Source organism: Bradyrhizobium zhengyangense (assembly GCF_022012555.1).
Classification (GTDB): domain Bacteria; phylum Pseudomonadota; class Alphaproteobacteria; order Rhizobiales; family Xanthobacteraceae; genus Bradyrhizobium; species Bradyrhizobium zhengyangense.
This window is the reverse complement of the sequence record NZ_JAKLTZ010000011.1, coordinates 89,450-109,550: the sequence shown is the minus strand read 5'-3', so window position 1 is coordinate 109,550 and position 20,101 is coordinate 89,450. Positions and strand designations below refer to the sequence as shown.

Sequence of the window (20,101 nt, the reverse complement as noted above, 5' to 3'; positions counted from 1 at the left end):
GGATGCCGCGTCGTCTATGCGGGCCGGAAGCCCGCTCGCTCAAGTGCCGTGCGCGCCTCGTCCGAGCCGAGGGCGTCAAGGAAGGCCTGTACCGCGGGGCGCTGCTTGCGCGACGTCACCAAGGCAAAGTCATAATGCTCTTCCGCGAACGGAATGAAACCGAGATTGGCCGCATGGGCGACCGGCGCGATGGTCATGCCCCAGTCGGCACGGTGCTGCGCGACGGCCGCGGCAACCGCGTTGTGCGAGCGCGGCTGGTTCCAATAGCCTTCCGGGCGCGCGCCGCCGAGCAGCCGGTCGATCAGGATACGCGTGCCGGCACCCTGGTTGCGGTTGACCATGATGCAGGCGGGGTCGGCGACCGCGGCAGCAACGGCCTCCTTTGCGCCGAGCCCCTCAAAACGCTTGTCGTCCTTGCGGAAGACAATGCCTTGCATCCGCCGCCATCCCGGCACGAGCTTGAGCCCCTCGACGAGGTAAGGCGTGTTGTAGGTCTCGCTCTTGTCGTCGAACAGATGGATCGGCGCGAGATCGCATTCGCCGCGCCTGGCCGCCGCCAGGCCACCGAGACTGCCAACGGCAATCGAGCGCACGGAGAGGCCCGCATGGGCGAGCGGCGCAGTCACGAGATCGAGGCCAGTGCAATGGCTGCCGACGATGACGAGATCTGGCACCCGCACATGCGGCGTGAACAGAGTCACCTCGGCATTCGTCCCCGCCGGCATCTGGTCGGCAAGCGCATCGATGCGCAGAAAGCCATCGGCCTGCGCGAACGACGTGATCGCACCGGAGCCCTTGCCGGAGGGATAGGCGATCAGCCCGTCCTCGCCCTCGACCAGCGAGACCATCACGAATTCAGTGCGGCCCAGCTCGGATGCAATACGCACCGGCACGGTTGCGCTCACCTTGGCATCGGCGCGCGGCGGCAATCCCGCCATCTTGCGCAGCGCCGGCACGATCATGTCGTGGAAGGTGAACATCGCCGAGGTCGGAAAGCCCGGGAGGATCACCACCGGCTTGCCGTCGCAGACCGCAAGGCAGAGCGGCTTGCCGGGCTTGAGCGCCACGCCATGCGCGATAATCCCCGGTTTGCCCAGTCGGCCGATGATGCGATGCGACAGGTCGCCCGCGCCCTTCGAGGTGCCGCCCGACAGCACCAGCATGTCGGCATTGGCCAGCGCCTCGCGCATCGCGGCCTCCAGCCTGGCTTCATCGTCGGGAATCGCGCCGAGCAATATCGCCTCGCCGCCATTCTCGTTGATCGCAGCTGCGACAATCGCACCATTGGTGTCGTAGATCGCGGCCGGCGCAAGCGCCTCGCCGGGCTGCACGAGCTCGTCGCCAGTGGAGATCACGGCAACTCGCAGCTTCCGTGCAATTCTCACCTCTGCGATGCCGCAGGCCGCCAGCATGCCGATCTCGCGCGAGCCGATGATCGTGCCAGCGCGCAGCAGCGCTTCGCCGCGCGCGATGTCGGAGCCAGCGTACGAGACGAACTGCCCCGGCGAGACTGCGCGACGGACATCGATCGCATCAAGGCCGGACGGCTGGGTGTGCTCGACCATGACGACGGCGTCGGCGCCGCGCGGTAGCGGGCCGCCGGTCGCGATCGGCGTTGCGGTTCCTGTCATCACTTGCAGCATCGGTGCGGTGCCGCAGTGAATGATCTCGCGGTTCAGCGCCAGCCGCACGGGCGCGCCTTCGCCAGCGACTGAAAGATCCGCCGAGCGCACGGCAAAGCCGTCGACATTGGAGCGATCGAACGGCGGCACGTCGATTGGTGCAGTGATGTCTTCGGCGAGGGGCGCGTCGAGTGCACCGGCAAGCTTGCGGACCTCATTCGGGATCGGACGCGGAAACAGCGCAGCGTCGAAGCGCGCCAGCGCCTCCTCGCGCGAGAGGATTTTGAGGAATTGCTCCTGCTCGAGCGCGCTGCGATCTGGTGGCTTCGGGATCATCGTCATGCCGGAACCCATATCATTCCCGCATCAAATAAGCATCGACTGGCTCGCCCGCCGCAAATCCCTCGTTGCCGGCGGGAATAAGCAGCCATGCATCGGACCGGGCGATCGCGTGCAGCGGCCATTCGCCCATGGCAAGCGGCATCCACGTTTTATGTTCCTCCGCCAATAGCGCGATTTCGGCAATGCCGACGCTGGAGGCGATCTTGCGCGCAAGCGGCAAGGTCGCTGCGCGACGTGGCCGCCGCGCCGACATTCTGTCGATGAGCGGAAGCACAAGCGCCAACCAAACTGCGAGTGCCTGGGCGGGCGAGCCGGGCAAGACGACGACGGGAATGCTTCCGAGCCGACCAGCGGCTGCGGTCCGTCCAGGCTGGAGCGCAAGACCGTGGGCAAGCTTCGCCCCGCGCTCGGCCAGCGCCGTCACCGCGGCATCCGCGCGACCGACGCCGCTGCCGCCGATCGTCACCAGGAGATCGCAAGCCGAGACATCGAGCGCCGCCGCGATCGACGCCGCATCGCGCGACGTGGCTTCATGCGCGCTCACATCCAATCCTGCCGCGCTTGCGAGGTCGGCGATCATCTGCAGCGTCACAGTTGGGCCCGGCACGTTGACGATGCGCAGCCGCGGCCGCCTGACACTCAGCTTGTCCGCACCCGCAACGCGCGCGAGCAGCAGAGCCGCCGCGTCGACGGGACATCCCGCCGCGGCCGCAGGCGTGCTTTCGGCGACATCGCCGCCCGCACGCGCAACGCCCTGTCCCGGAATGCCCTCTGCCAGGACCTGGGCAAGCGGGCCTGACACCTCGATGACGTCGACATCGAGCACGCAATCACATCCCGCCGGCAGCGCATCGCCGGCCTCGACCCACACTGGAAGCCCGGCCAGAGGCAGCGGCGAATAGGAGGATGCGCCGACGAGGTCGCTGGCGCAAAGCGCCCAGCCGTCCACTGCAGCGATGTCGCGCGGCGGATGGGCCGGCAGCAATGGCATGCCCGCGGAAGCACAGCCGGCCGCTTCAATCAGCGGCAATTCCTGCACTGTGACGGGGGTGACGCCGCGCAGCAGCGCAGCGAGCGCGGTAGCGAGCGGCGTCAGCGAGGTCGGCAAGCGCTGGGGCATGCCTCATGATGGACCACGCATCGGGCGGTTTGGCAACCGCACGTACTTCGGCCGTCAGCCGCGCGATTTGTCCGCGTTCGGAAAGAACACCTGCTGCCCGTCGACCTTGTAGCCGGCGATCGCCGCCTGCCCCTCTGGAGAGATCAGCCAATTGATGAAGGTCTGGCCCAGATCCTTCTTCACGTCCGGAAACTTTTCCGGGTTCACCAGCATCACGCCATATTGGTTGAGCAACCGCTTGTCACCCTCGACGATGACGTCGAGGTCGCCACGATCCCTGTACGAGATCCAGCTGGCACGATCCGCGAGCATGTAGGCGTTCGCCGTACGCGCGGCGTCGAGCGCCGCGGTCATGCCCTGCCCGCTCTCCCGATACCAGGCGCCCTTGGCGCTGGCGATGTCGATGCCGGCAACGATCCAGAGTGCGAGTTCCGCCGCGTGGGTGCCGGAACGATCGCCGCGCGTCACGAACGGCGCACCCTTGGCCTCGATTGCTTTCAGCGCGGTGGCGATGTCCTTGCCCTTCACGCCCGCGGGATCACTCTTCGGCCCGAGCAGCACGAAATCGTTGTACATCACGTCGTACCGTTTGGTGGCAAAACCATCGGCAACGAATTTCTCCTCTTGCGGCCGGGCATGCAACAACACCACGTCGGCCTCACCCCGGCGCGCGCCGTCGAGCACCTCGTCGCTCCGGCGTGCGATCACCGTCACCTCGATGCCGATCTTGTCGCGGACGACGGGCAGCAAATAGTCGAGCAGGCCCGATTCTTGTGTCGATGTCGTCGAGGCCAGGACAATCCCGCGCTCCTCGGCAGACGATGTCGCGACGACCCCGGCGAGGCCGCAGAGCAGCGCAAATGCAACGGTCAGTCGGTGAACGGCCATGACGGGTTCCTATCGAAAACGACGCGATCATGATGAGCGATTACGCCGCACTCGTGACGGAGATGGCCGCGGCGACGGCAACATCAGGTAGAGGCTGGGCCAGGGCCACTACCGAAAGGCAGACTCGTGACGCGCCATGCACCGCGCGACATGAATCATTCGGGAAATTTCGGCAATGAATCAACCGGCACGTTGATTGCACTCACGCGCGCAATGGCCGCAAGGCCCGCACCATCAGCGCCTCGCAAGATCGTCAACCAAAATCAAAACACGTGTCAGGATGTGTTGCAAAGCAACGAGCTCATCGGGCATGGTTCGCGCGGACAAAAATCGAAGTGCAGAATTCCACCTGCGTTGAACGCCAAAAAGAAGCAAGAATTTGCATAGGAATGCAGGATGGAATTCCTGACGACCAGTGAAGCCGCGGATTATCTCCGCCTCGGCGAGCGCAAGCTCTACGAACTCGTCACCAACGGCGCGATCCCCTGCACCAAGGTGACAGGCAAATGGCTCTTCCCGCGGCACGAGCTCGATCTCTGGGTCCTGTCGGGCATGGCGCGTCCGGCCGGCATGCTGACGGCGGAGCCGCCGCCGGTGGTGGGCGGCAGCCAGGACGAGTTGCTCGACTGGAGCCTTCGCGAATCCGGCTCGGGCCTCGGATCGATGACCGAGGGCAGCGCGCGCGGGCTCGAGCGGCTGCAACGTGACGAGGTGATGGCGGTCGCCGTGCACTTCCACAGCCTCGATCCCGCGGGCAACCTTGCCTCCGACGCCAGCGTGACGGCGCTGCGGGACGCGCCTGACTTACATGATGCGCTGCTTGTCGCCTTCGTGCGCCGCGAGCAGGGTCTGGTGCTGCCGCCCGGCAATCCGAATCGGCTGCACGGGCTCTCCGACGTGCTCGCGCTCGGCGCGCGGATGGCGATGCGGCAGCAAGGCACCGGCGCGCAGATGCTGCTCGACATGCTGCTGAGGCGCGCCGACGCCACGACGCGCGATCTGCGGCCGGTGGAGACGCCGGCCCTCACCGGGCCCGACCTCGCCGAGATGGTCCGCGCCGGACAGGCCGATTGCGGCGTCGCGACGCGCGCGGCGGCGCGCTCGGCTGGGCTCGATTTTGTGCCGCTGGCCTGGGAGAATCTTGATCTTGCGATGCGGCAGCGCAGCTATTTCCGCCCCGCCATGCAGGCCCTGATCCGGTTCCTCGGCGAACGGCGGCTTCGGCAGCGCGCCGAGGAGCTGACCGGATATGATCCCTCGCCCGCAGGCCAAATCCGCTTCGCGGCCTGAGATTGACGCCCACCCCCAAATAGTTGCAAAAGAAACCAATTCAGCCGGGCCGTACCCGGCAGGCAACTTTCGGCCAACGCGCCGGATCAGGGGAGGACAAGCGTGAATCCAATGAAATTTGGACTGCCGGTTGCGGCCGCCTTAACGGCGGCTCTGCTATCGGGGGCCGCAACGGCGCAGGTGTCCGACGACGTCGTCAAGATCGGCGTGCTCACCGACATGAACGGCCCGGCCTCCGCGCCGACCGGCCAGGGCTCGGTGACGGCCGCACAGATGGCGATCGACGATTTCGGCGGCACCGTGCTCGGCAAGCCGATCAGCATCGTAATCGGCGACCACCAGCTCAAGGCCGACATCGGCGCTGCGATCGCGCGGCGCTGGTACGACGTCGACCAGGTCGACCTGATCGTCGACGTGCCGGTCTCGGCCGTGGGCCTTGCGGTGCAGAACATCGCCAACGAGAAGAAGCGGCTGTTCATCACCCACTCCACCGGCACCGCCGATTTCCACGGCAAGTTCTGCTCGCCCTATGCGATGCAATGGGTGTTCGACACCCGTGCGCTCGCGGTCGGCACTGCGGACGCCGTGGTCAAGCGCGGCGGCGACAGCTGGTTCTTCATCACCGACGACTACGCCTTCGGCCACTCGCTCGAGCGCGACGCCTCCAGCGTCATCACAGCCAATGGCGGCAAGGTGCTGGGCTCGGTGAAGCCGCCGCTGGCGACGCCCGACCTCTCCTCCTTCGTGCTGCAGGCGCAGGCCTCCAAGGCCAAGATCATCGGCATTGCGGCAGGTCCACCCAACAACATGAACGAGATCAAGACCGGCTCGGAGTTCGGCGTGTTCAAGGGCGGCCAGCAGATGGCGGCGCTGCTGGCGCTGATCACGGACATCCACGGCCTCGGCTTGCAGGCCGCGCAGGGCCTGTTGCTGACGACCTCTTTCTATTGGGACATGGACGACAAGACCCGCGAATGGTCGAAGCGCTATTTCGCCAAGATGAACAAGATGCCGACGATGTGGCAGGCCGGCGTCTATTCCAGCGTGATCCACTATCTCAACGCCATCAAGGCTGCCGGCACCGACGATCCGCTCAAGGTCGCCGCGAAAATGCGCGAGACGCCGGTCGAGGATTTCTTCGCCCGCCACGGCAAGCTTCGCGATGACAATCTGATGGTGCACGACCTCTGGCTGGTGCAGGTGAAGACGCCGGAGGAGAGCAAATATCCGTGGGACTATTACAAGATCCTCGCGACGATTCCCGGCGACAAGGCGTTCGGCCCGCCCGACCCGGCGTGTCCGATGCTGAAGAAGTGAGAGCGTGACGGCCGCTTCCCGCGGCCGTCATTTCACCACGCCGATCTCGCGATAATATTTCATCACGCCCGCATGAATCAGCTCCGGCCTCGGCGCGGCGGCGACAGTGTTTGCCGCCGTGGTCTCGCACGCCTGCGCGAGCTTCTTGCAGAAGGTTGCTTCGACGCCGTGCAGCGTCCTGGCGAGACGATAGGCGACATCGTCGGGCAGGTCTTCGCGCGTCAGCACAAAGCTCCAGGAGCCGAGCGAGGCGATTGGCTCGCTCTGCTTCGAGTAACTGCCGGCCGGCACGGTCAGCGGTTTGAGGAACGCATGCTTGGCGCGGATGCGCGCGATCTCTTCGGCATCAGGCGCGATGAAGCGCGCGCCTGACACGCTCGATGCGACCGCGGCAAATCCGGGCCAGCCGATGCCGGCGCCCCACAGCGCTGCGACGCGACCATCCTCGACCATCGCGGGGCCGTCGCCGGCGCGATCGAGATAGATGGCCTTGAAGTCGTCGTCCTGCTTCAGGCCGAGACCATCGAGCACATAGCGCGCCAGGATCGGCAGGCCGGAGCCTTTGGCGCCGAACGCGACCGGCTGGCCGACGAGATCGCGGATCGTCTTGTAGGGACTGTCCGCGCGCACCACGAACATGCCGGGGTTGGAATAGATCGCGGTGAGGATCTTCAGCCGGACCGGCGCGCGGCCGATGCCGGCAAAGGCCTCATAGGCCGGCTCGCCCGCGACCAAAGCGAGATCGAGCTCGCCCTTCTCCAGCAGCGGAATGTTTTCGTTGCTGCCCTTGGTGTTGCGCGGGGCGATGGTGAGCGAGCCATCCGCCGCATTCATCACCTCGGCGAAGGCGTTGCCATAGAGCGGGAAGCCGCCGCCGGGTGTCGCGGTGCCCAAACTGATGGTCGTGGTGGAAATGGCGTTGCCTCCGGTTTGAGCAGCAGCGGGACTGAGCAGCAGCGCCGCACCGAGAAGGATATCGATTGCGAATTTCATCATCGGTCCGGCTGCGCCTGCGTCAACATCGACCAGAGACGATGTAGGCAGCGGGCGGTTTTTGTGAAAGCATGCTCGCAAACAATAAAGCAATGGGAGGCGTCATGTTGCGAATTTTGCGGTGCGCTGTTTTCGGGCTGGTCTTGCTGTCAGGTCTCCTCGCCGCCACCCCTCGCGCCTCCGCCGCCTATCCCGACCGCCCCGTGCACTGGCTGATCGGCTTTGCCGCCGGCGGCCCGGTCGACATCGTCGCGCGCATCATGGCGCAGTGGTTGTCGGACCATCTCGGCCAGCAGTTCATCGTCGAGAACCGCACCGGCTCCGGCGGCAACATCGCGGCCGCCGCCGCGATCAACTCAGCCCCCGACGGCTACACGCTTCTGTTCGTCGCGCCCAACAACGCGATCTCGACCTCGCTGTACAAGAAGCTGCCGTTCGACTTTTTGCGCGACACCACGCCGGTCGCGAGCATCATGCAGCTCACCAACATGCTGGTCGTCTCCAATGCGATGCCGGTGAAGACGGTCCAGGAGTTCATCGACTATTGCAAGGCCAACCCCGGCAAGATCTCGTTCGCCTCGTCAGGCAACGGCACCTCGGTGCACATGTCGGCGGAGCTGTTCAAGGCGATGACCAAGTGCGACATGGTGCATGTGCCCTATCGCGGCTCGGCGATTGCCTTCCCCGACATCATCTCCAACAAGGTGCAGCTGATCTTCGACAATTTGCCGTCCGCGCTCGAGCAGTCGCGCGGCGGCAATGTCCGCGCACTCGGCGTGACCTCGCCGCAGCGCTGGCCCGCGGTGCCCGACGTGCCCGCCATCGCCGAGACCGTGCCGGGCTTCGAGTCGGTCGGCTTCTACGGCATCTCCGCGCCGAAGGGCACGCCACCGGAAATCGTCGAGCTCCTCAACAAGGCGGTCAACGACGCGCTGAAAGACCCGAAGGTGGCGGCGCGGCTGACCGAGAATGGCGGCATCCCGAGGCCGATGACGCCGGCCGAGTTCGGCAAGCTCGTCACTGAGGAGACCGAGAAGTGGAAGAAGGTCGTGGAGTTCGCCGGGGTCTCGGTGGATTGAGCGGGCTGTCCTCTGCTTATTCGGGCCGGCAGGAGGGGACTTAAGGGCCCCCTCCCGTCAAAACACCAAAACAACCCCATGCACAGTAGAAAGTGAGGGGATTACAACGGGTTACGGCAGCAAAAATCAAAACCACCGAAAAAACGGTTGTTCCGTCGGGCAAAACAGGCGTATAAGGCCATCATCGCAAAATTCGGTAATTTGGAAATCGCCCTCGACGTCGCGCTGACGTTCCGCGTCGCGCGGCCCGGCATTGCACCCCCGCCTCCATCCCTGTAAACGAACCGCGCACCGTTGCCGGCCGCGCGTTCCGCGGGCCGTCTCGCGGCGGGGCCTGTAGCTCAATGGTTAGAGCCGGCCGCTCATAACGGTCTGGTTGCAGGTTCGAGTCCTGCCGGGCCCACCAGCCTTCGCTCGCTTCGCGAGCTTCGGCTCGGCGAGCCGGTGCCACGAAAGGCAAGCGAAGGCTGCCGCGCCGAAGCCCACCGGGCGCAGGCGGGCGGAGCAGCCACGCAGGAGCCGAAGGGCGAAGCGTGTCCGGCATAGCTGGAGCGCAGCGGAAGCGACGACGGACTGGCGCTCTTGCGGACACAAGTTCTTACTAGCCACCAGTCGCCCCCACTCTCACGGCAGGAGATTTTCATGGCCAGCGAAAAAGGCCCGAACATCAAGAAGAAACAGAAATGCAAGAACTGTGAAGGCAAGGGCTTGCTCAAGAAGGGCGACAAGGTGGTGAAGTGCCAGCGCTGCAAAGGCACGGGGGTGCGGTAATGTTGGGTTGATGGCCCTTCAATTGCCAGAAGCTGCGGTGACAGTGCACTCCAATGATCGCCACCAAGCCTTGTGAATTAAGTGCACTGTCACCGTAATTCCGTAATTCCGGCCACGAGACCGCGTTGCTGAATATGAATAAGCGATGAACGCCGCGTGCCGCGGCAAAATCCATTCCCGTCCAGGAAACCGGGCCAAGCTCTGCGGCGTTTAACCCTTACAAGCCACGGGAGGAACTGAACATGCCACTGACCAGCGCAGCTGCCGCAACGATCCTTGCTCTCCAAATTGGGGCACCCACAGCGGTCCAAACCGAAGCACCTGCAATTCAAAGCGATGCCCCGATCGTACAAGTTCGTGGCGGCTGGTGTGGGAATGGCTATGACATAGACATCCACGGGAATTGCTATCCCAACGGTGTCATTCCGCCGCAGTATCAGGCAGCTCGCCAAGGCTACGCTTACTACGGGCCCCGTCGATACTACCGGGAGGAGTACCGGCCGCGATGGCGGCGCGACTACTATCGCCCTTATTGAGCCTCAGGGTCTTACGCTGACCGTCCTCAATTTGCAGTGCAGGCAACGTTCGGGGTCGCGCCGGTAGCCCGAGTCTGTAGATTGATCCGTGATTCGCCGCCGACCGCTCAGGCGCTTCGGTAGTCCCGTGTGTTCGTTCTATTCGATGTGCGGTTCGCTATTCGGCAAGGGCAACCGCGGGCAATGAAGCAGCGGCCGTGCGGCGCCACCAGATTCTCGAATTTCGGTGACAGTGCACTCAATTCTTCGGGCCCTGTTCGTCGACTTGAAGGCTCGCCGCTGCGCGGCAATCGAGAGAAAGGCGGAAGACCCAGATTGGCCCCTCGGTGCTGAACCGAGAATCGCCGTCACGGACTCGTGAGGCGAGCCCCGCCCCGCCCGGATCATTCGCGTACACAGCGGCTTCAGGGACCCGGAGCTAATTCCTCGCGTTAAGGTCCCATGGGAACAAAAGGTACCAGGCCTCTCGCCATTGATGGCGGCGAATTCAGCTGCCGCGCTGACCCGGCCAACCTGGACCTAGCCAAGCTGGACCTGCCGAGGAGAGAAACCTACTATGAACAGGCTCCGAAGTTCCGCGTTTGAGGCTTGGATCAGCGGCATGGCGACCGAAGAAGTCGATCCCAGATTTGCCGACCTTGATGCATGGCCGCTGAATTCGGCGATGGAAGCGATGTGGGAGGGCCAGCTTGCGGCGGTCGCCGCGATCGGCCATGCCCTTCCCGCAATCACCGCGGCAGCCGAAGCGGCCAAGACTGCGCTCAGCGATCGCGGTCGCATTGTCTATGTCGGCGCCGGCACCTCGGGCCGCGTGGCGGTGCAGGACGGCGCCGAGCTGACACCGACCTTCGCCTGGCCCCGCGAGCGCGTCCGCTTCGTCCTCGCCGGCGGTGACAAGGCGTTCGTCACCAGCATCGAGGGTGCGGAGGACGATGTCGATGATGCCGTCGCGCAGATCGAGGCCGTACGGCTGACGCCCCATGACGTGGTGATCGCGGTCGCCGCCAGCGGCACAACGCCGTTCACGGTCGCGGCGCTGGAGCACGCAGGCTCTTTCGATGCAGTGACGGTCGCTGTCGCCAACAATCCCGGCACCGCCCTGCTGGCATCGGCAAAGTTTCCGATCCTGATCGAGACCGGCCGCGAACTGATCGCCGGCTCCACGCGGATGAAGGCGGGCACCGCGCAAAAGGTCGTGCTCAACCTGATCTCTTCGGGGATCATGCTGCGCCTTGGCCGGGTGTATCGCGGCATGATGGTGAACATGCCGCCGACCAATGCCAAGCTGAAGCGGCGCGCCGAAGCCATGGTGGCACAAATCGCCGACTGCGACCCGTCGCACGCGGCACGCTCGCTCGAGCAGGCCGAAGGAGACGTCAAGACGGCGGTGCTTCTGGCGCTGGGTGTCAGCAGGGCTGATGCGGAGGCCCTTCTGAAGGACGGCGACGGCAATCTCCGCCGCGTGCTTGCCGAGCTCGCCAGGGATCGGGGCTAGGCGCCGACCTTGGCCAGCACGTCGGCGCGCAGGAAGCGCTCGATGAAGAGCATGAACAGCACCGAGGGCACGAGGAGGATCAGCGCCGTGATCGAGGCGACCTGATAGTTGCCGCCCATCGCCGCATTGTAGAGCAGCAGCGGCAGGGTCGTGACCTGCGGCACGCCGACGAAGAAGGTGCCGGTGAACTCGTCGAGCGATTCCAGGAAGACAAAGATGCCGCTGGCGACGATGCCGGGTGCCGCCAGCGGCAGCGTCACCGAGAAGAACGTCAGAAGCGGCGAGGCGCCGATGTTGCGCGCCGCAAGCTCCAGATCCTTGTCGACCGCGCCGAAGGCGGCGGCCGCGATCCAGACCGAATAGACCAGCCCGTGCGCGGCGTGGACGAGCACCACGGCGAAGACAGTGCCGTTGATGCCGAGCTGGTAGAAGACGCGGGCGACGTTGATGTAGATCGCGACCGACGGAAAGGCCTGCGGCAGCAGGAACACAACCATGAACAGGGCGCGCGCCGGCAGCTTCAGCCGCGCCAGCGCATAGCCGGCCGGAATCGAGAGCGCGAGCGCAACGACGACCGTCAGGACCGCGATCCAGACCGATGTGCCGAGCGAGGCCATGGCGTCGCCTGAGGGGCGGAAGACCTGCTGCCAATAGCGCGTGCCGTAGGTCACCGGCAGCTTGTAGGGCGTGTACCAGCGCTCGGCCACGGACCAGAGCGCGAGGTTGGCGAGCGGGCCGATCAGCACGAAGGCAAAGGCGGCGAGCAGGACCACGGCCAGCGCCGTGCGCAACGAAGATGCCAGACGCATCATGCCGCGCTCTCCTTGGCCATGCCGCGCTTCAGATAGATGATCGCAGCGCCGGCCGAGAGCAGATAGGTGATGACGCCGAGCGCATTCGCCGTGGCGTAATCGCCATAGGCGTTGATGCGGAAGGCCATGTCGACGGTCAGCAGGGTGGGCTGCGATCCCGCCACCATCATCGGGACCGACAGCACCGAGAGCATCGTCACGAACGACAGCACCAGCGCCACCAGGAGCTGCGGCATCACCTGAGGCAACGCGAGCTCGACCAGCACACGCAAGCGGGAGGCACCGAGATTACGGCCCGCTTCAAGCGTCGCGCGGTCGATCGCGGCGAGCGCACCCGCGAGCAGCAGGGCTACGAAGGGCGTCTGCTTCCAGACGAAGGTGGCGATGATGCCGCGCCAGTCGAGGAAGCTTACCGCCTGGAGCGGCTCCATGAGCCCCATGGCGACGAAGGAATTGTTCATCAGCCCGTTTTTGGCGAGGAAGGTGCGCATGCACTGTGCCGCGACGATGAACGGGATGAAGAGCGGCCAGCGATAGAGCGCTTTCAGCGTGCCAACGATCCAGCGGTTCTCGCCGAGCGTCAGCGTGCCGGCGATGATGATGGCGGCGAGCCCCGTGAACGAGCAGGAGGCGAGCACGATCACGACGGTAAAGAGGACGTCGCCGGAATAGAGCTCCCAGGCCTTGCGAAAGGCATCCAGCGAGACGCCTCCTTTCGGCCCCGTGAAGGCCGAGATCAGCGAGAAGCTCAGCGGATAGAGAAACAGCGCCGCCACCAGCGCGAGGCCAGGCGCGATGAGCAGCAGAGCGAGCTGGCGTTGGGAGATGGACATCGAACCTGCTGACAACGGCGCAGAGGAGAAAGGTCGTGACTCCCGGGCACGCGCCCGAGAATCACGACCCTCGCAACGAACCTCAATTCGCGACCTTCTTCTCGTAGCCCTCGAGGATGTCGTTGAAGTAGGGCGCTATCGGAAAGGGCTTGCCGTTGCTGGCGAGCTCGGCCGGCGTAACGTCGCTGAAGAGCTTGTCCCAGGCGGCCTTGTCGAGCTTGCCTTCGAGGTTCTTGGCGTCGATGCCCGGATACCAGTTGAACTTCTTGACGATGCCGTCGGCCTGGACTTGCGGCGAAGTTGCAAGCGCAATGAAGGCCTCGGCCAGCTTCTTCTGTGCCGATTTCTCCGGAATCGAATAATACATCGGCTGGCCGGGCATGCCGGGCGAGATCAGTTTCAGCTTCATGTTCGGCGGCAGCTTGCCGTCGGCCTGCCACGAGTAGAACATGTCGACCCAGACAGGGCCGATCGCAATCTCGCCGCGGTTCAACATGTCGAGCGTGCCGGCATTGCCGGGGGTGATGGTGGCGTTGGCGTTGAAGGCCTTCAGATCCGCGAAGGCCTTGTCCCAATTGGCCTTGGTGGCGGCGTCGTAGGGGCCTTTGATCAGCTTGTCGGCATCGCCGCCGAATGCGTAGACCCAGCCGGCAACGAAGGCGACGCCCGACATGCCACCCTTGATGCCGTTATAGCCGAACTGCTTCGGATTCTTCTTGGCCCAATCGGCGAGTTCGGCAAAGCTCGCCGGCGGCGTCTTGACCATGTCGGCATTGTAGGCGAGCGCGGTCTGCGACTGGAACATCGGGATGACGTAGCCGCTCACGTCGGTGCCGAGCGCGTTCCTGGACGCGTCGCCCGTGGCGAGCTTGGCGGTATCGACATCGGCCGAATATTTGTCGAGCAGGCCCTCCTTGACCATCTGGCCGGCGGCCTTCTGGTGGATCACCACCACATCGAAATCGGTTGCGGTCGCGCCTTTCTGGGCGTTGAGCTTCTCGTAAATCTTCTGCGAGCCGGCATCGCCCGGCCCGGTGCCGACCGCGACGATCTTGACGCCCGGATGGGCCTTCTCGAACATCGGGGCAAGGTAGTCCTTGACGTAGTCGACCATATTCTGATCGCCCGCGGAGGCGACGTTGAGCGTTTGCGCAGCGAGCGGCGAAGCCGCGATCAGCGCGGCGAGCGAGGTGGCAATCGTGAGAAGGCGCATGAGTCTGGCTCCGTGTCGGATCGTTGGAAGGGGTCAGGCAGGGATGGACGCCTGTGCAGCCGGGAAGATGTGAAGGCGTGAAAGCGGGATACGCAGGCCGACGGCCGCGCCGGGCTCATGCCTGATGGCGTGATCAACGGTCAGCTGGCGGCCGGCGACCTCGACCCTGTAGCGGTAGAGCCCACCCGGATAGCTGCGCGCCGCAATGCGGCCCGGCACCACCAGATCCTCGCCCGGTGCGGCATCGGGCGCATCCAGACTGGCGACGTCGTCGCGGAAATAGGCGAGTGCTTCGCCCGCTGGCAGAGCAAGGTCGCGTTCACGGGGGAGCACATAGCGCGCCTCGCCAGCCGCGATCGTGGCGGGGCCCTCGCCGGACTCGACACGGACGGGCAGTACGTTCTCGGCGCCCATGAAATTGGCGACGAAGGCGCTGTTCGGCCGGTCATAGACCTCCTCCGGCGTACCGATCTGCGCGATGCGGCCAGCATTCATGATGACCAGCCTGTCGGCCATCGTCATCGCCTCCTCGCGGTCATGCGTGACATGGATCGTGGTGACGCCGAGCCGCTGCTGGATGGCGCGGATTTCGTGACGCATCGTCATGCGGATCTTGGCGTCGAGGTTGGACAGAGGCTCGTCCAGCAGCAGGATGCCGGGGTCGACCGCCAGCGCGCGTCCCAGCGCGACACGCTGCCGCTGCCCGCCCGACATGGCCGTGACCTTGCGATCTTCGTAGCCGGCGAGCCCGAGCATCGCCAGCAGCGAGGACACCTTGGCGGCGATGTCGCGCTTGGACACCCCGCGCAGCTTCAGGCCGTAGCCGATGTTCTGGAGCACCGTCATATGCGGCCAGAGCGCATAGGACTGGAACACCATCGCCATGCCGCGCTTCTCGGGCGGCAGACCGGCGACGTCCTTGCCACCGACGGCAATCGAGCCGGACAAGACCGGCACAAAGCCGGAGAGCGAGCGCAGAAGCGTGGTCTTGCCACAGCCGGAGGAGCCGAGCAACGCCGTGAAAGACCCCGGCGCAAAATCGAGATCGACGCCGTGAAGCACTTTCGTGCCGCCATAGGCGACGTGCAGGCCGCGCACCTCGATTGCCGCGCCGACACCCGACATAGCTTGCGAGCCCGCCCGCACGTTTCGCTCCTCCACGCCGCCCTATTTGCTCAGATGGAATTGTTCTTCCATTCTGCGATCAGCGTGGAATAAACATACCGACCCCTAGCGCGCTCGTGCAACAGATTTATGACTCCCGATGACCGTCGAGATCCGATCGCTCTGGCTCATGCCGTGCCCCGAAGACGAAGCGTTTCTGGCTTCGCTCATCGGCGAGCTTGCGGCGCGCTTCGGCACGCCGAATTTCGCGCCGCATCTGACGCTGCGCGGCGACACCAATGCAACGTTCGAGCATCTCCACGAGGACGCTCGGGCAGCAGCCGCTGCGTCGCAGGTCTTCGCCGAGCCGATCGCTGGGATCGAGACGACGCAGGCGTTCTTCCGGGCTTTCTACGTGCGCTTCGCCGTTTCGGCGCCGCTCTCCAGGCTGAAGCGACGCCTCGATCCGCAGGAAGCTGAACGCTTCATGCCGCATGTCTCGCTGCTCTATGGCAACCTGCCGGAGGTCGTGAAGGCGCCGGCATCAGCCGAATTCGGGCAGCGCCTCGCGGGTCGCGCCATTACCTTCGACAGAATTTGCGTCGTCCGTTCAGGACAGGACATCCCCATCGCCGATTGGACGATCCAGGCCTCGGTGCCGCTCGGGCGCTGAGGCTTGTGAGGAGACCGACCAGTTCCTCTCATCATGCACATTGCGAAAAACGAAACGTCGTTCTATGGATTTTCCAGCCCATTTGGAGAACCATTCATGCCCGTCGGATTCAGAATCTTGAAACGCAACAGGAAGATCGGCGCCGATGTCGTCGAGCGTTTTGCGCGCCTGCCTGTCGCCAATGTCAGCGACAGCATGTCGCGCCTGACGGCCGGCGGTGCGCGGCTTCGTCCGATGCACGGGAGTGGCGGGCTGGCGGGCGCGGCACTGACGGTCAAGACGGCGCCCGGCGACAATCTCATGGTGCACAAGGCGATCGCGCTGGCCGAGCGCGGCGACGTCATCGTCGTCGATGCCGGCGGCGACCTGACCAATGCCATCACCGGCGAGATGATGATGATGCAGATGGTCAAGCGCGGCGTGGCGGGCCTCGTCATCAACGGCGCGATCCGTGACGCCGGCTTCATCCGCAGCCAGACATTTCCGGTTTTCGCGGCGGGCGTGACCCATCGCGGCCCTTACAAGAATGGCCCGGGCGAAATCAACGTTGCGATCGCGATCGACGGCATGGTGATCGAGCCCGGCGACCTCATCATCGGCGACGATGACGGCCTGCTCTGCGTGCCGTTCGATCAGACCGAGGCGGTGTTCAAGGCCGCCACCGCGAAGTTCGAGGCCGAGCAGAAGCAGATGGCCAATATCGAGGCCGGCACCCACGACGCCTCCTGGGTGGACAAGCAATTGCGCGAGCTGAAGTGCGAAGGCGTCGATTGAGACGCCTTCGGCCAGGTGGTTAGAAGCCGAACAGTTCGACCGGATTATCGACCAGGATGCGCCGGCGGGTTTTTTCGTCCGGCGCCCAGTCGGCGAGAAGATCGAGCAATGACGCATCATCCGGCTTGGTGCCGCGCTGGGTCGGATGCGGCCAGTCGGTGCCCCACAGGATACGCTCGGGCGTGGCCTGCACGTAGGCACGCGCAACGTCGCTGGAATCCGCATAGGGCGGACCGAGCTTGCTGTCCTCATAGGGCTCGGTGACCTTCACCCAGGTGCGCCCCTCATCGAGCATGCGACGCACGGCGGCGAAGGCAGGATGCTTGACCCCATCGGGCTGCGGAATACGCCCGAGATGGTCGATGACCACCTTGGTGGGCAGCGACCGGATGACTTTCTCATGAGTGACGATCTGATCGCCGGTCATCAGGATCTGCACGTGCCAGCCCAGCGGGCTGACGCGCCTCGCGAGCGCGGCAAGCATCTCCGGCGTTGTCGTTCCCCAGGTCTGCGGAGATACGAAATTGACGCGGATGGCGCAGACGCCGGCGTCGGCCAGCGCGCGCAGCTCTGCTTCCTCGACGTCGGCGTCGACCACGGCTACGCCGCGCGACGAGGAGCCGAGCTGGCCCAGTGCGTCGGCGAGACACCGGTTGTCGACCCCGTATGTCGATGGCTGCACCACCACGCTCCTAGTGGTGCCGAGCCGGCGACGGAGGTTTCGATAATCCGCGACGGCCGCACCCGATGGAAGGCCCTGGTGCCAATGCGGCGAAACGGGAAACCGTCCGTCGTAGATATGGTGATGGCAATCGCATGCGTCCGCGGGCGCGTTCAAGCGCGGCGGCGCCGACCCGGTGCTGTTGGGCACCGCCTGCTCGACCCCGTCCGCCCAGGCGCCCGTGCTCGCAGCCAGTAGACCAACGAGAACGCCGCGCCTGTTAATGGCGCGCCGTGACGTCTTGCCGCGCTCGCTCATGATTTCACCGCGACCATGTCGGCAGCACGCGCGACGTTGCGGCCGAGCACGAGGACGCAGGTCGCGGCCACGGCACACAGCAGCGCAAGCGGCAGCATCCCGAGCACGAAGCTTCCGGTCGACTGCTTGACCAGGCCAACCACGTTCACCATCAACCCGCCGCCGATCAAATTGGAGATCGCGTTGATGCCGGCGAGGCCGGCGGCGAGCGTGCTGGTCGAAAGCCAGCTTGCCGACAGCGCCCAGAACGGCCCCTTGAAGGCATAGGCGCCCACCAGGCAGAACGTCACCATGACGATGGTCGGCGCAACAGCCGTTCCCGTCAGGCCCAATGCGGTGAAGCCGCCGGCGGCGAGCAGCAGCGGGATGGCCGTGTGCCAGCGGCGCTCGGCCGTCTTATCCGAATGGCGGCCCCACAGCACCATGAGCACGGTCGCGATGCCGTAGGGGATCGCATTGACGAAGCCGGTCTGCAGATTCGACAGGCCAAACGATTTCAGCAGCTGCGGTTGCCAGACCGACAGCACACTGCCGGTGGCGGAGGCGCCGGAGCAGACCAGGGCCATGACCAGGAAATATTTGTTGGTGGCAAGCTGCCAGAGCGAGAGATGACCGACCGGCTTGCGCGCGGCTGCATCCGCCGCCATGCGTGCCGTCAACCAATCCCGCTGCTCATTGGTCAGCCAGGACGCCCCTTCGGGCCTGTCGATCAGAACGAACAGGCAGGCAAGCCCGAGCAGAACGGTCGGCAATCCCTCCAGGATGAACAGCCACTGCCAGCCGCGCAGGCCAAGCGCGCCGTCGAGTTCGAGCAAGCCGACCGACAGCGGTGACCCCAGGAAGGTCGCAAGCGGGATCGAGACCGTGAAAGTCGCCAGGATGCGCGCGCGATACTCGGACGGCAGCCAATAGGTCAGATAGAGGATCGCGCCGGGAAAGAAACCGGCCTCCGCCGCGCCCAGGATGAAGCGCATCGCATAAAGCGAGTACGGCCCCACGACGAACGCCATGCACGCCGTCACCAAGCCCCAGGTGATCATGATCCGGGCGATCCAGCGCCGCGCGCCGAATTTCTGCAGCGCCAGGTTGCTGGGGACTTCCACCAGGAAATAGGAGACGAAGAACAGGCTGGCGCCGAAGCCGAACATCGCCGGCGTGAGCCCGAGATCCTTGTTCATCTGCAGCGCCGCGAAGCCGACATTGACGCGATCGAGCAGCGCGAAGAAATAGCAGATCATCAGGAACGGCACGAGGCGCAGGATCACCTTGCGCATCGTCGCCTTCTCTATCGGGTCGATGTCCGTTCGAGCAGCCGTCACGTTTCTCTCCCTTTTATTGTTGGCTCTATTCGGCTGCTTTCGCGCTGGCCTGCATCCGGGTCGCGATCGCATCGATGGCGATCTTGTAGTTCTCGGGAACGACGCCTTTGAAGTGCTCCTTCAGGCCCAGGCTGTCCTTCCAGCGCAGCCGTGCCGCGGTCGCGCGCGCCATCAGCGGCTCGATGCCGGCATCCTCGACCGCCTCGGCCGCCATCTCGACCTCTTCGGTGCGTCGCTTGGCGTGGATGACGCCTGAGGGCGTCAGGCTCTCGACCGTGTCCATGAACGGACGCGTCAGCGTCTTCGACGCCGAGGCCAATACGGTTTCGTCCAGGCCATAGGACCGGGCGGCGAGCAGCGTCTCGTCGATCAGCGCCTCGATGCCCTTGATCAGGACCGAACGAAGGATCTTGATGCCCGAGGCCGTGCCGAGCTTCTCGCCGGCGAATTCGATGCTCATGCCCCAGGGCACGAGCAGGTCGACCACGCGCTGGCCGGCGGGACCGCTCGACATCATGTGCATCGCATAGCCATGCTTGGGCGTGCCCATGATGGAGCCGTCACCGAGCGTGGCGCCTGTCCCTGCGAGCCGTTCGGCGACGCCATATTTCACCTTGGGCGTAGCTGAGGCGAAGTCGAGGAAGGTGTGGCGGCCATCGAGCACAGGCGCAAACGCGGCCGCGCTTTCGAGCGACCTGGAGCCCGGCGTGACGCTGAAGATCAGCTCCGCTGCGTCGGCCAATTCCTGATTGGACTTGACCAAAGTGACACCCGCCGCCTTGGCACGGCCCTGGATCAGATCGGCATACGGACCGTCGAAGGCATATTTGTCGTAGCAAAAGATCTGCTGCAGGCCGGCCTCGCGCAGCCCCTTGCCCAGCGTGCTGCCGATCTCGCCATAACCGACGAGACCGAGACGGAACTGCTTTCGCTCGCTCATT

19 protein-coding genes and 1 tRNA gene are annotated in these 20,101 nt (G+C 65.0%); 9 read left to right on the top strand and 11 right to left on the bottom strand.

The window, feature by feature from the left end:
* Positions 1 to 14: 14 nt before the first annotated feature.
* From L6639_RS31425 to L6639_RS31415, 3 genes are read right to left on the bottom strand one after another with little or no spacing between them, the layout of a single operon-like run.
* Positions 15 to 1,964: a molybdopterin biosynthesis protein gene (locus L6639_RS31425; RefSeq protein WP_237865345.1), complete on the bottom strand. Its 1,950-nt coding sequence runs from the start codon at positions 1,962 to 1,964 to the stop codon at positions 15 to 17.
* Positions 1,965 to 1,977: 13 nt separating this feature from the next.
* Positions 1,978 to 3,084 carry a molybdopterin-binding protein gene (locus L6639_RS31420; protein ID WP_237865344.1) on the bottom strand — a complete coding sequence of 369 codons (1,107 nt, stop codon included), beginning with the start codon at positions 3,082 to 3,084 and terminating at the stop codon, positions 1,978 to 1,980.
* Positions 3,085 to 3,138: 54 nt separating this feature from the next.
* Positions 3,139 to 3,972 (bottom strand): ABC transporter substrate-binding protein, encoded by an 834-nt coding sequence (locus tag L6639_RS31415; RefSeq protein WP_237865343.1) that lies wholly within the window; start codon positions 3,970 to 3,972, stop codon positions 3,139 to 3,141.
* A 126-nt stretch (positions 3,973 to 4,098) separates the two neighbouring features.
* Between L6639_RS31415 and L6639_RS31410 the strand changes: the two genes are divergently transcribed.
* From L6639_RS31410 to L6639_RS31400, 3 genes are all read left to right on the top strand, one after another.
* Positions 4,099 to 4,359 (top strand): hypothetical protein, encoded by a 261-nt coding sequence (locus L6639_RS31410; RefSeq protein ID WP_237865341.1) that lies wholly within the window; start codon positions 4,099 to 4,101, stop codon positions 4,357 to 4,359.
* 9 nt (positions 4,360 to 4,368) lie between these two features.
* Positions 4,369 to 5,262: a helix-turn-helix transcriptional regulator gene (locus L6639_RS31405; protein WP_237865340.1), complete on the top strand. Its 894-nt coding sequence runs from the start codon at positions 4,369 to 4,371 to the stop codon at positions 5,260 to 5,262.
* Positions 5,263 to 5,364: 102 nt separating this feature from the next.
* Positions 5,365 to 6,579, top strand: coding sequence for an ABC transporter substrate-binding protein (locus L6639_RS31400; RefSeq protein WP_237865339.1), 1,215 nt, complete (start codon positions 5,365 to 5,367; stop codon positions 6,577 to 6,579).
* 27 nt (positions 6,580 to 6,606) lie between these two features.
* On the opposite strand, the gene L6639_RS31395 is transcribed toward L6639_RS31400, so the two are convergent.
* A complete protein-coding gene (locus L6639_RS31395; protein WP_237865338.1) occupies positions 6,607 to 7,572 on the bottom strand; it encodes a TAXI family TRAP transporter solute-binding subunit in 966 nt (321 codons plus the stop codon).
* Positions 7,573 to 7,676: 104 nt separating this feature from the next.
* Between L6639_RS31395 and L6639_RS31390 the strand changes: the two genes are divergently transcribed.
* The 4 genes from L6639_RS31390 (at position 7,677) to L6639_RS31380 (ending at position 11,453) form a co-directional block, all read left to right on the top strand.
* Positions 7,677 to 8,651, top strand: a complete 975-nt coding sequence (locus L6639_RS31390; protein ID WP_237865337.1) for a Bug family tripartite tricarboxylate transporter substrate binding protein — start codon at positions 7,677 to 7,679, stop codon at positions 8,649 to 8,651.
* A gap of 330 nt (positions 8,652 to 8,981) precedes the next feature.
* Positions 8,982 to 9,057: transfer RNA gene (locus L6639_RS31385), tRNA-Ile, on the top strand.
* 236 nt (positions 9,058 to 9,293) lie between these two features.
* Positions 9,294 to 9,422: a hypothetical protein gene (locus L6639_RS43125; protein ID WP_256379163.1), complete on the top strand. Its 129-nt coding sequence runs from the start codon at positions 9,294 to 9,296 to the stop codon at positions 9,420 to 9,422.
* A 1,092-nt stretch (positions 9,423 to 10,514) separates the two neighbouring features.
* On the top strand, positions 10,515 to 11,453 hold the full coding sequence (locus tag L6639_RS31380) for an N-acetylmuramic acid 6-phosphate etherase (RefSeq protein WP_276576258.1): 939 nt from the start codon (positions 10,515 to 10,517) through the stop codon (positions 11,451 to 11,453).
* On the opposite strand, the gene L6639_RS31375 is transcribed toward L6639_RS31380, so the two are convergent.
* The 4 genes from L6639_RS31375 to L6639_RS31360 all read right to left on the bottom strand — a co-directional run bounded on the left by L6639_RS31375 (position 11,450) and on the right by L6639_RS31360 (position 15,457).
* Complete coding sequence (locus tag L6639_RS31375; RefSeq protein ID WP_377819026.1) at positions 11,450 to 12,262, bottom strand: ABC transporter permease; 813 nt, start codon at positions 12,260 to 12,262, stop codon at positions 11,450 to 11,452. The genes L6639_RS31380 and L6639_RS31375 overlap by 4 nt on opposite strands.
* Positions 12,262 to 13,092 (bottom strand): ABC transporter permease, encoded by an 831-nt coding sequence (locus L6639_RS31370; RefSeq protein WP_377819025.1) that lies wholly within the window; start codon positions 13,090 to 13,092, stop codon positions 12,262 to 12,264. The genes L6639_RS31375 and L6639_RS31370 overlap by 1 nt, the downstream gene beginning before the upstream one ends.
* Positions 13,093 to 13,180: 88 nt before the next feature.
* On the bottom strand, positions 13,181 to 14,311 hold the full coding sequence (locus L6639_RS31365; protein WP_237865331.1) for an ABC transporter substrate-binding protein: 1,131 nt from the start codon (positions 14,309 to 14,311) through the stop codon (positions 13,181 to 13,183).
* Positions 14,312 to 14,344: 33 nt separating this feature from the next.
* A complete protein-coding gene (locus tag L6639_RS31360) occupies positions 14,345 to 15,457 on the bottom strand; it encodes an ABC transporter ATP-binding protein (RefSeq protein ID WP_338076567.1) in 1,113 nt (370 codons plus the stop codon).
* A gap of 118 nt (positions 15,458 to 15,575) precedes the next feature.
* Here L6639_RS31360 and L6639_RS31355 point away from each other — a divergent pair, with 118 nt between their 5' ends.
* Both L6639_RS31355 and L6639_RS31350 read left to right on the top strand, forming a co-directional pair.
* Complete coding sequence (locus tag L6639_RS31355; RefSeq protein WP_237865330.1) at positions 15,576 to 16,088, top strand: 2'-5' RNA ligase family protein; 513 nt, start codon at positions 15,576 to 15,578, stop codon at positions 16,086 to 16,088.
* Between the two features lie 96 nt (positions 16,089 to 16,184).
* Positions 16,185 to 16,862 carry an RraA family protein gene (locus L6639_RS31350; protein ID WP_237865329.1) on the top strand — a complete coding sequence of 226 codons (678 nt, stop codon included), beginning with the start codon at positions 16,185 to 16,187 and terminating at the stop codon, positions 16,860 to 16,862.
* 19 nt (positions 16,863 to 16,881) lie between these two features.
* On the opposite strand, the gene L6639_RS31345 is transcribed toward L6639_RS31350, so the two are convergent.
* From L6639_RS31345 to L6639_RS31335, 3 genes are read right to left on the bottom strand one after another with little or no spacing between them, the layout of a single operon-like run.
* Positions 16,882 to 17,841, bottom strand: a complete 960-nt coding sequence (locus L6639_RS31345) for an amidohydrolase family protein (RefSeq protein ID WP_237865328.1) — start codon at positions 17,839 to 17,841, stop codon at positions 16,882 to 16,884.
* On the bottom strand, positions 17,838 to 19,160 hold the full coding sequence (locus L6639_RS31340) for an MFS transporter (RefSeq protein WP_237865327.1): 1,323 nt from the start codon (positions 19,158 to 19,160) through the stop codon (positions 17,838 to 17,840). Before L6639_RS31340 ends, L6639_RS31345 begins: the two co-directional genes overlap by 4 nt.
* 25 nt (positions 19,161 to 19,185) lie before the next feature.
* A complete protein-coding gene (locus tag L6639_RS31335; protein ID WP_237865320.1) occupies positions 19,186 to 20,100 on the bottom strand; it encodes an NAD(P)-dependent oxidoreductase in 915 nt (304 codons plus the stop codon).
* Position 20,101: the final 1 nt, after the last annotated feature.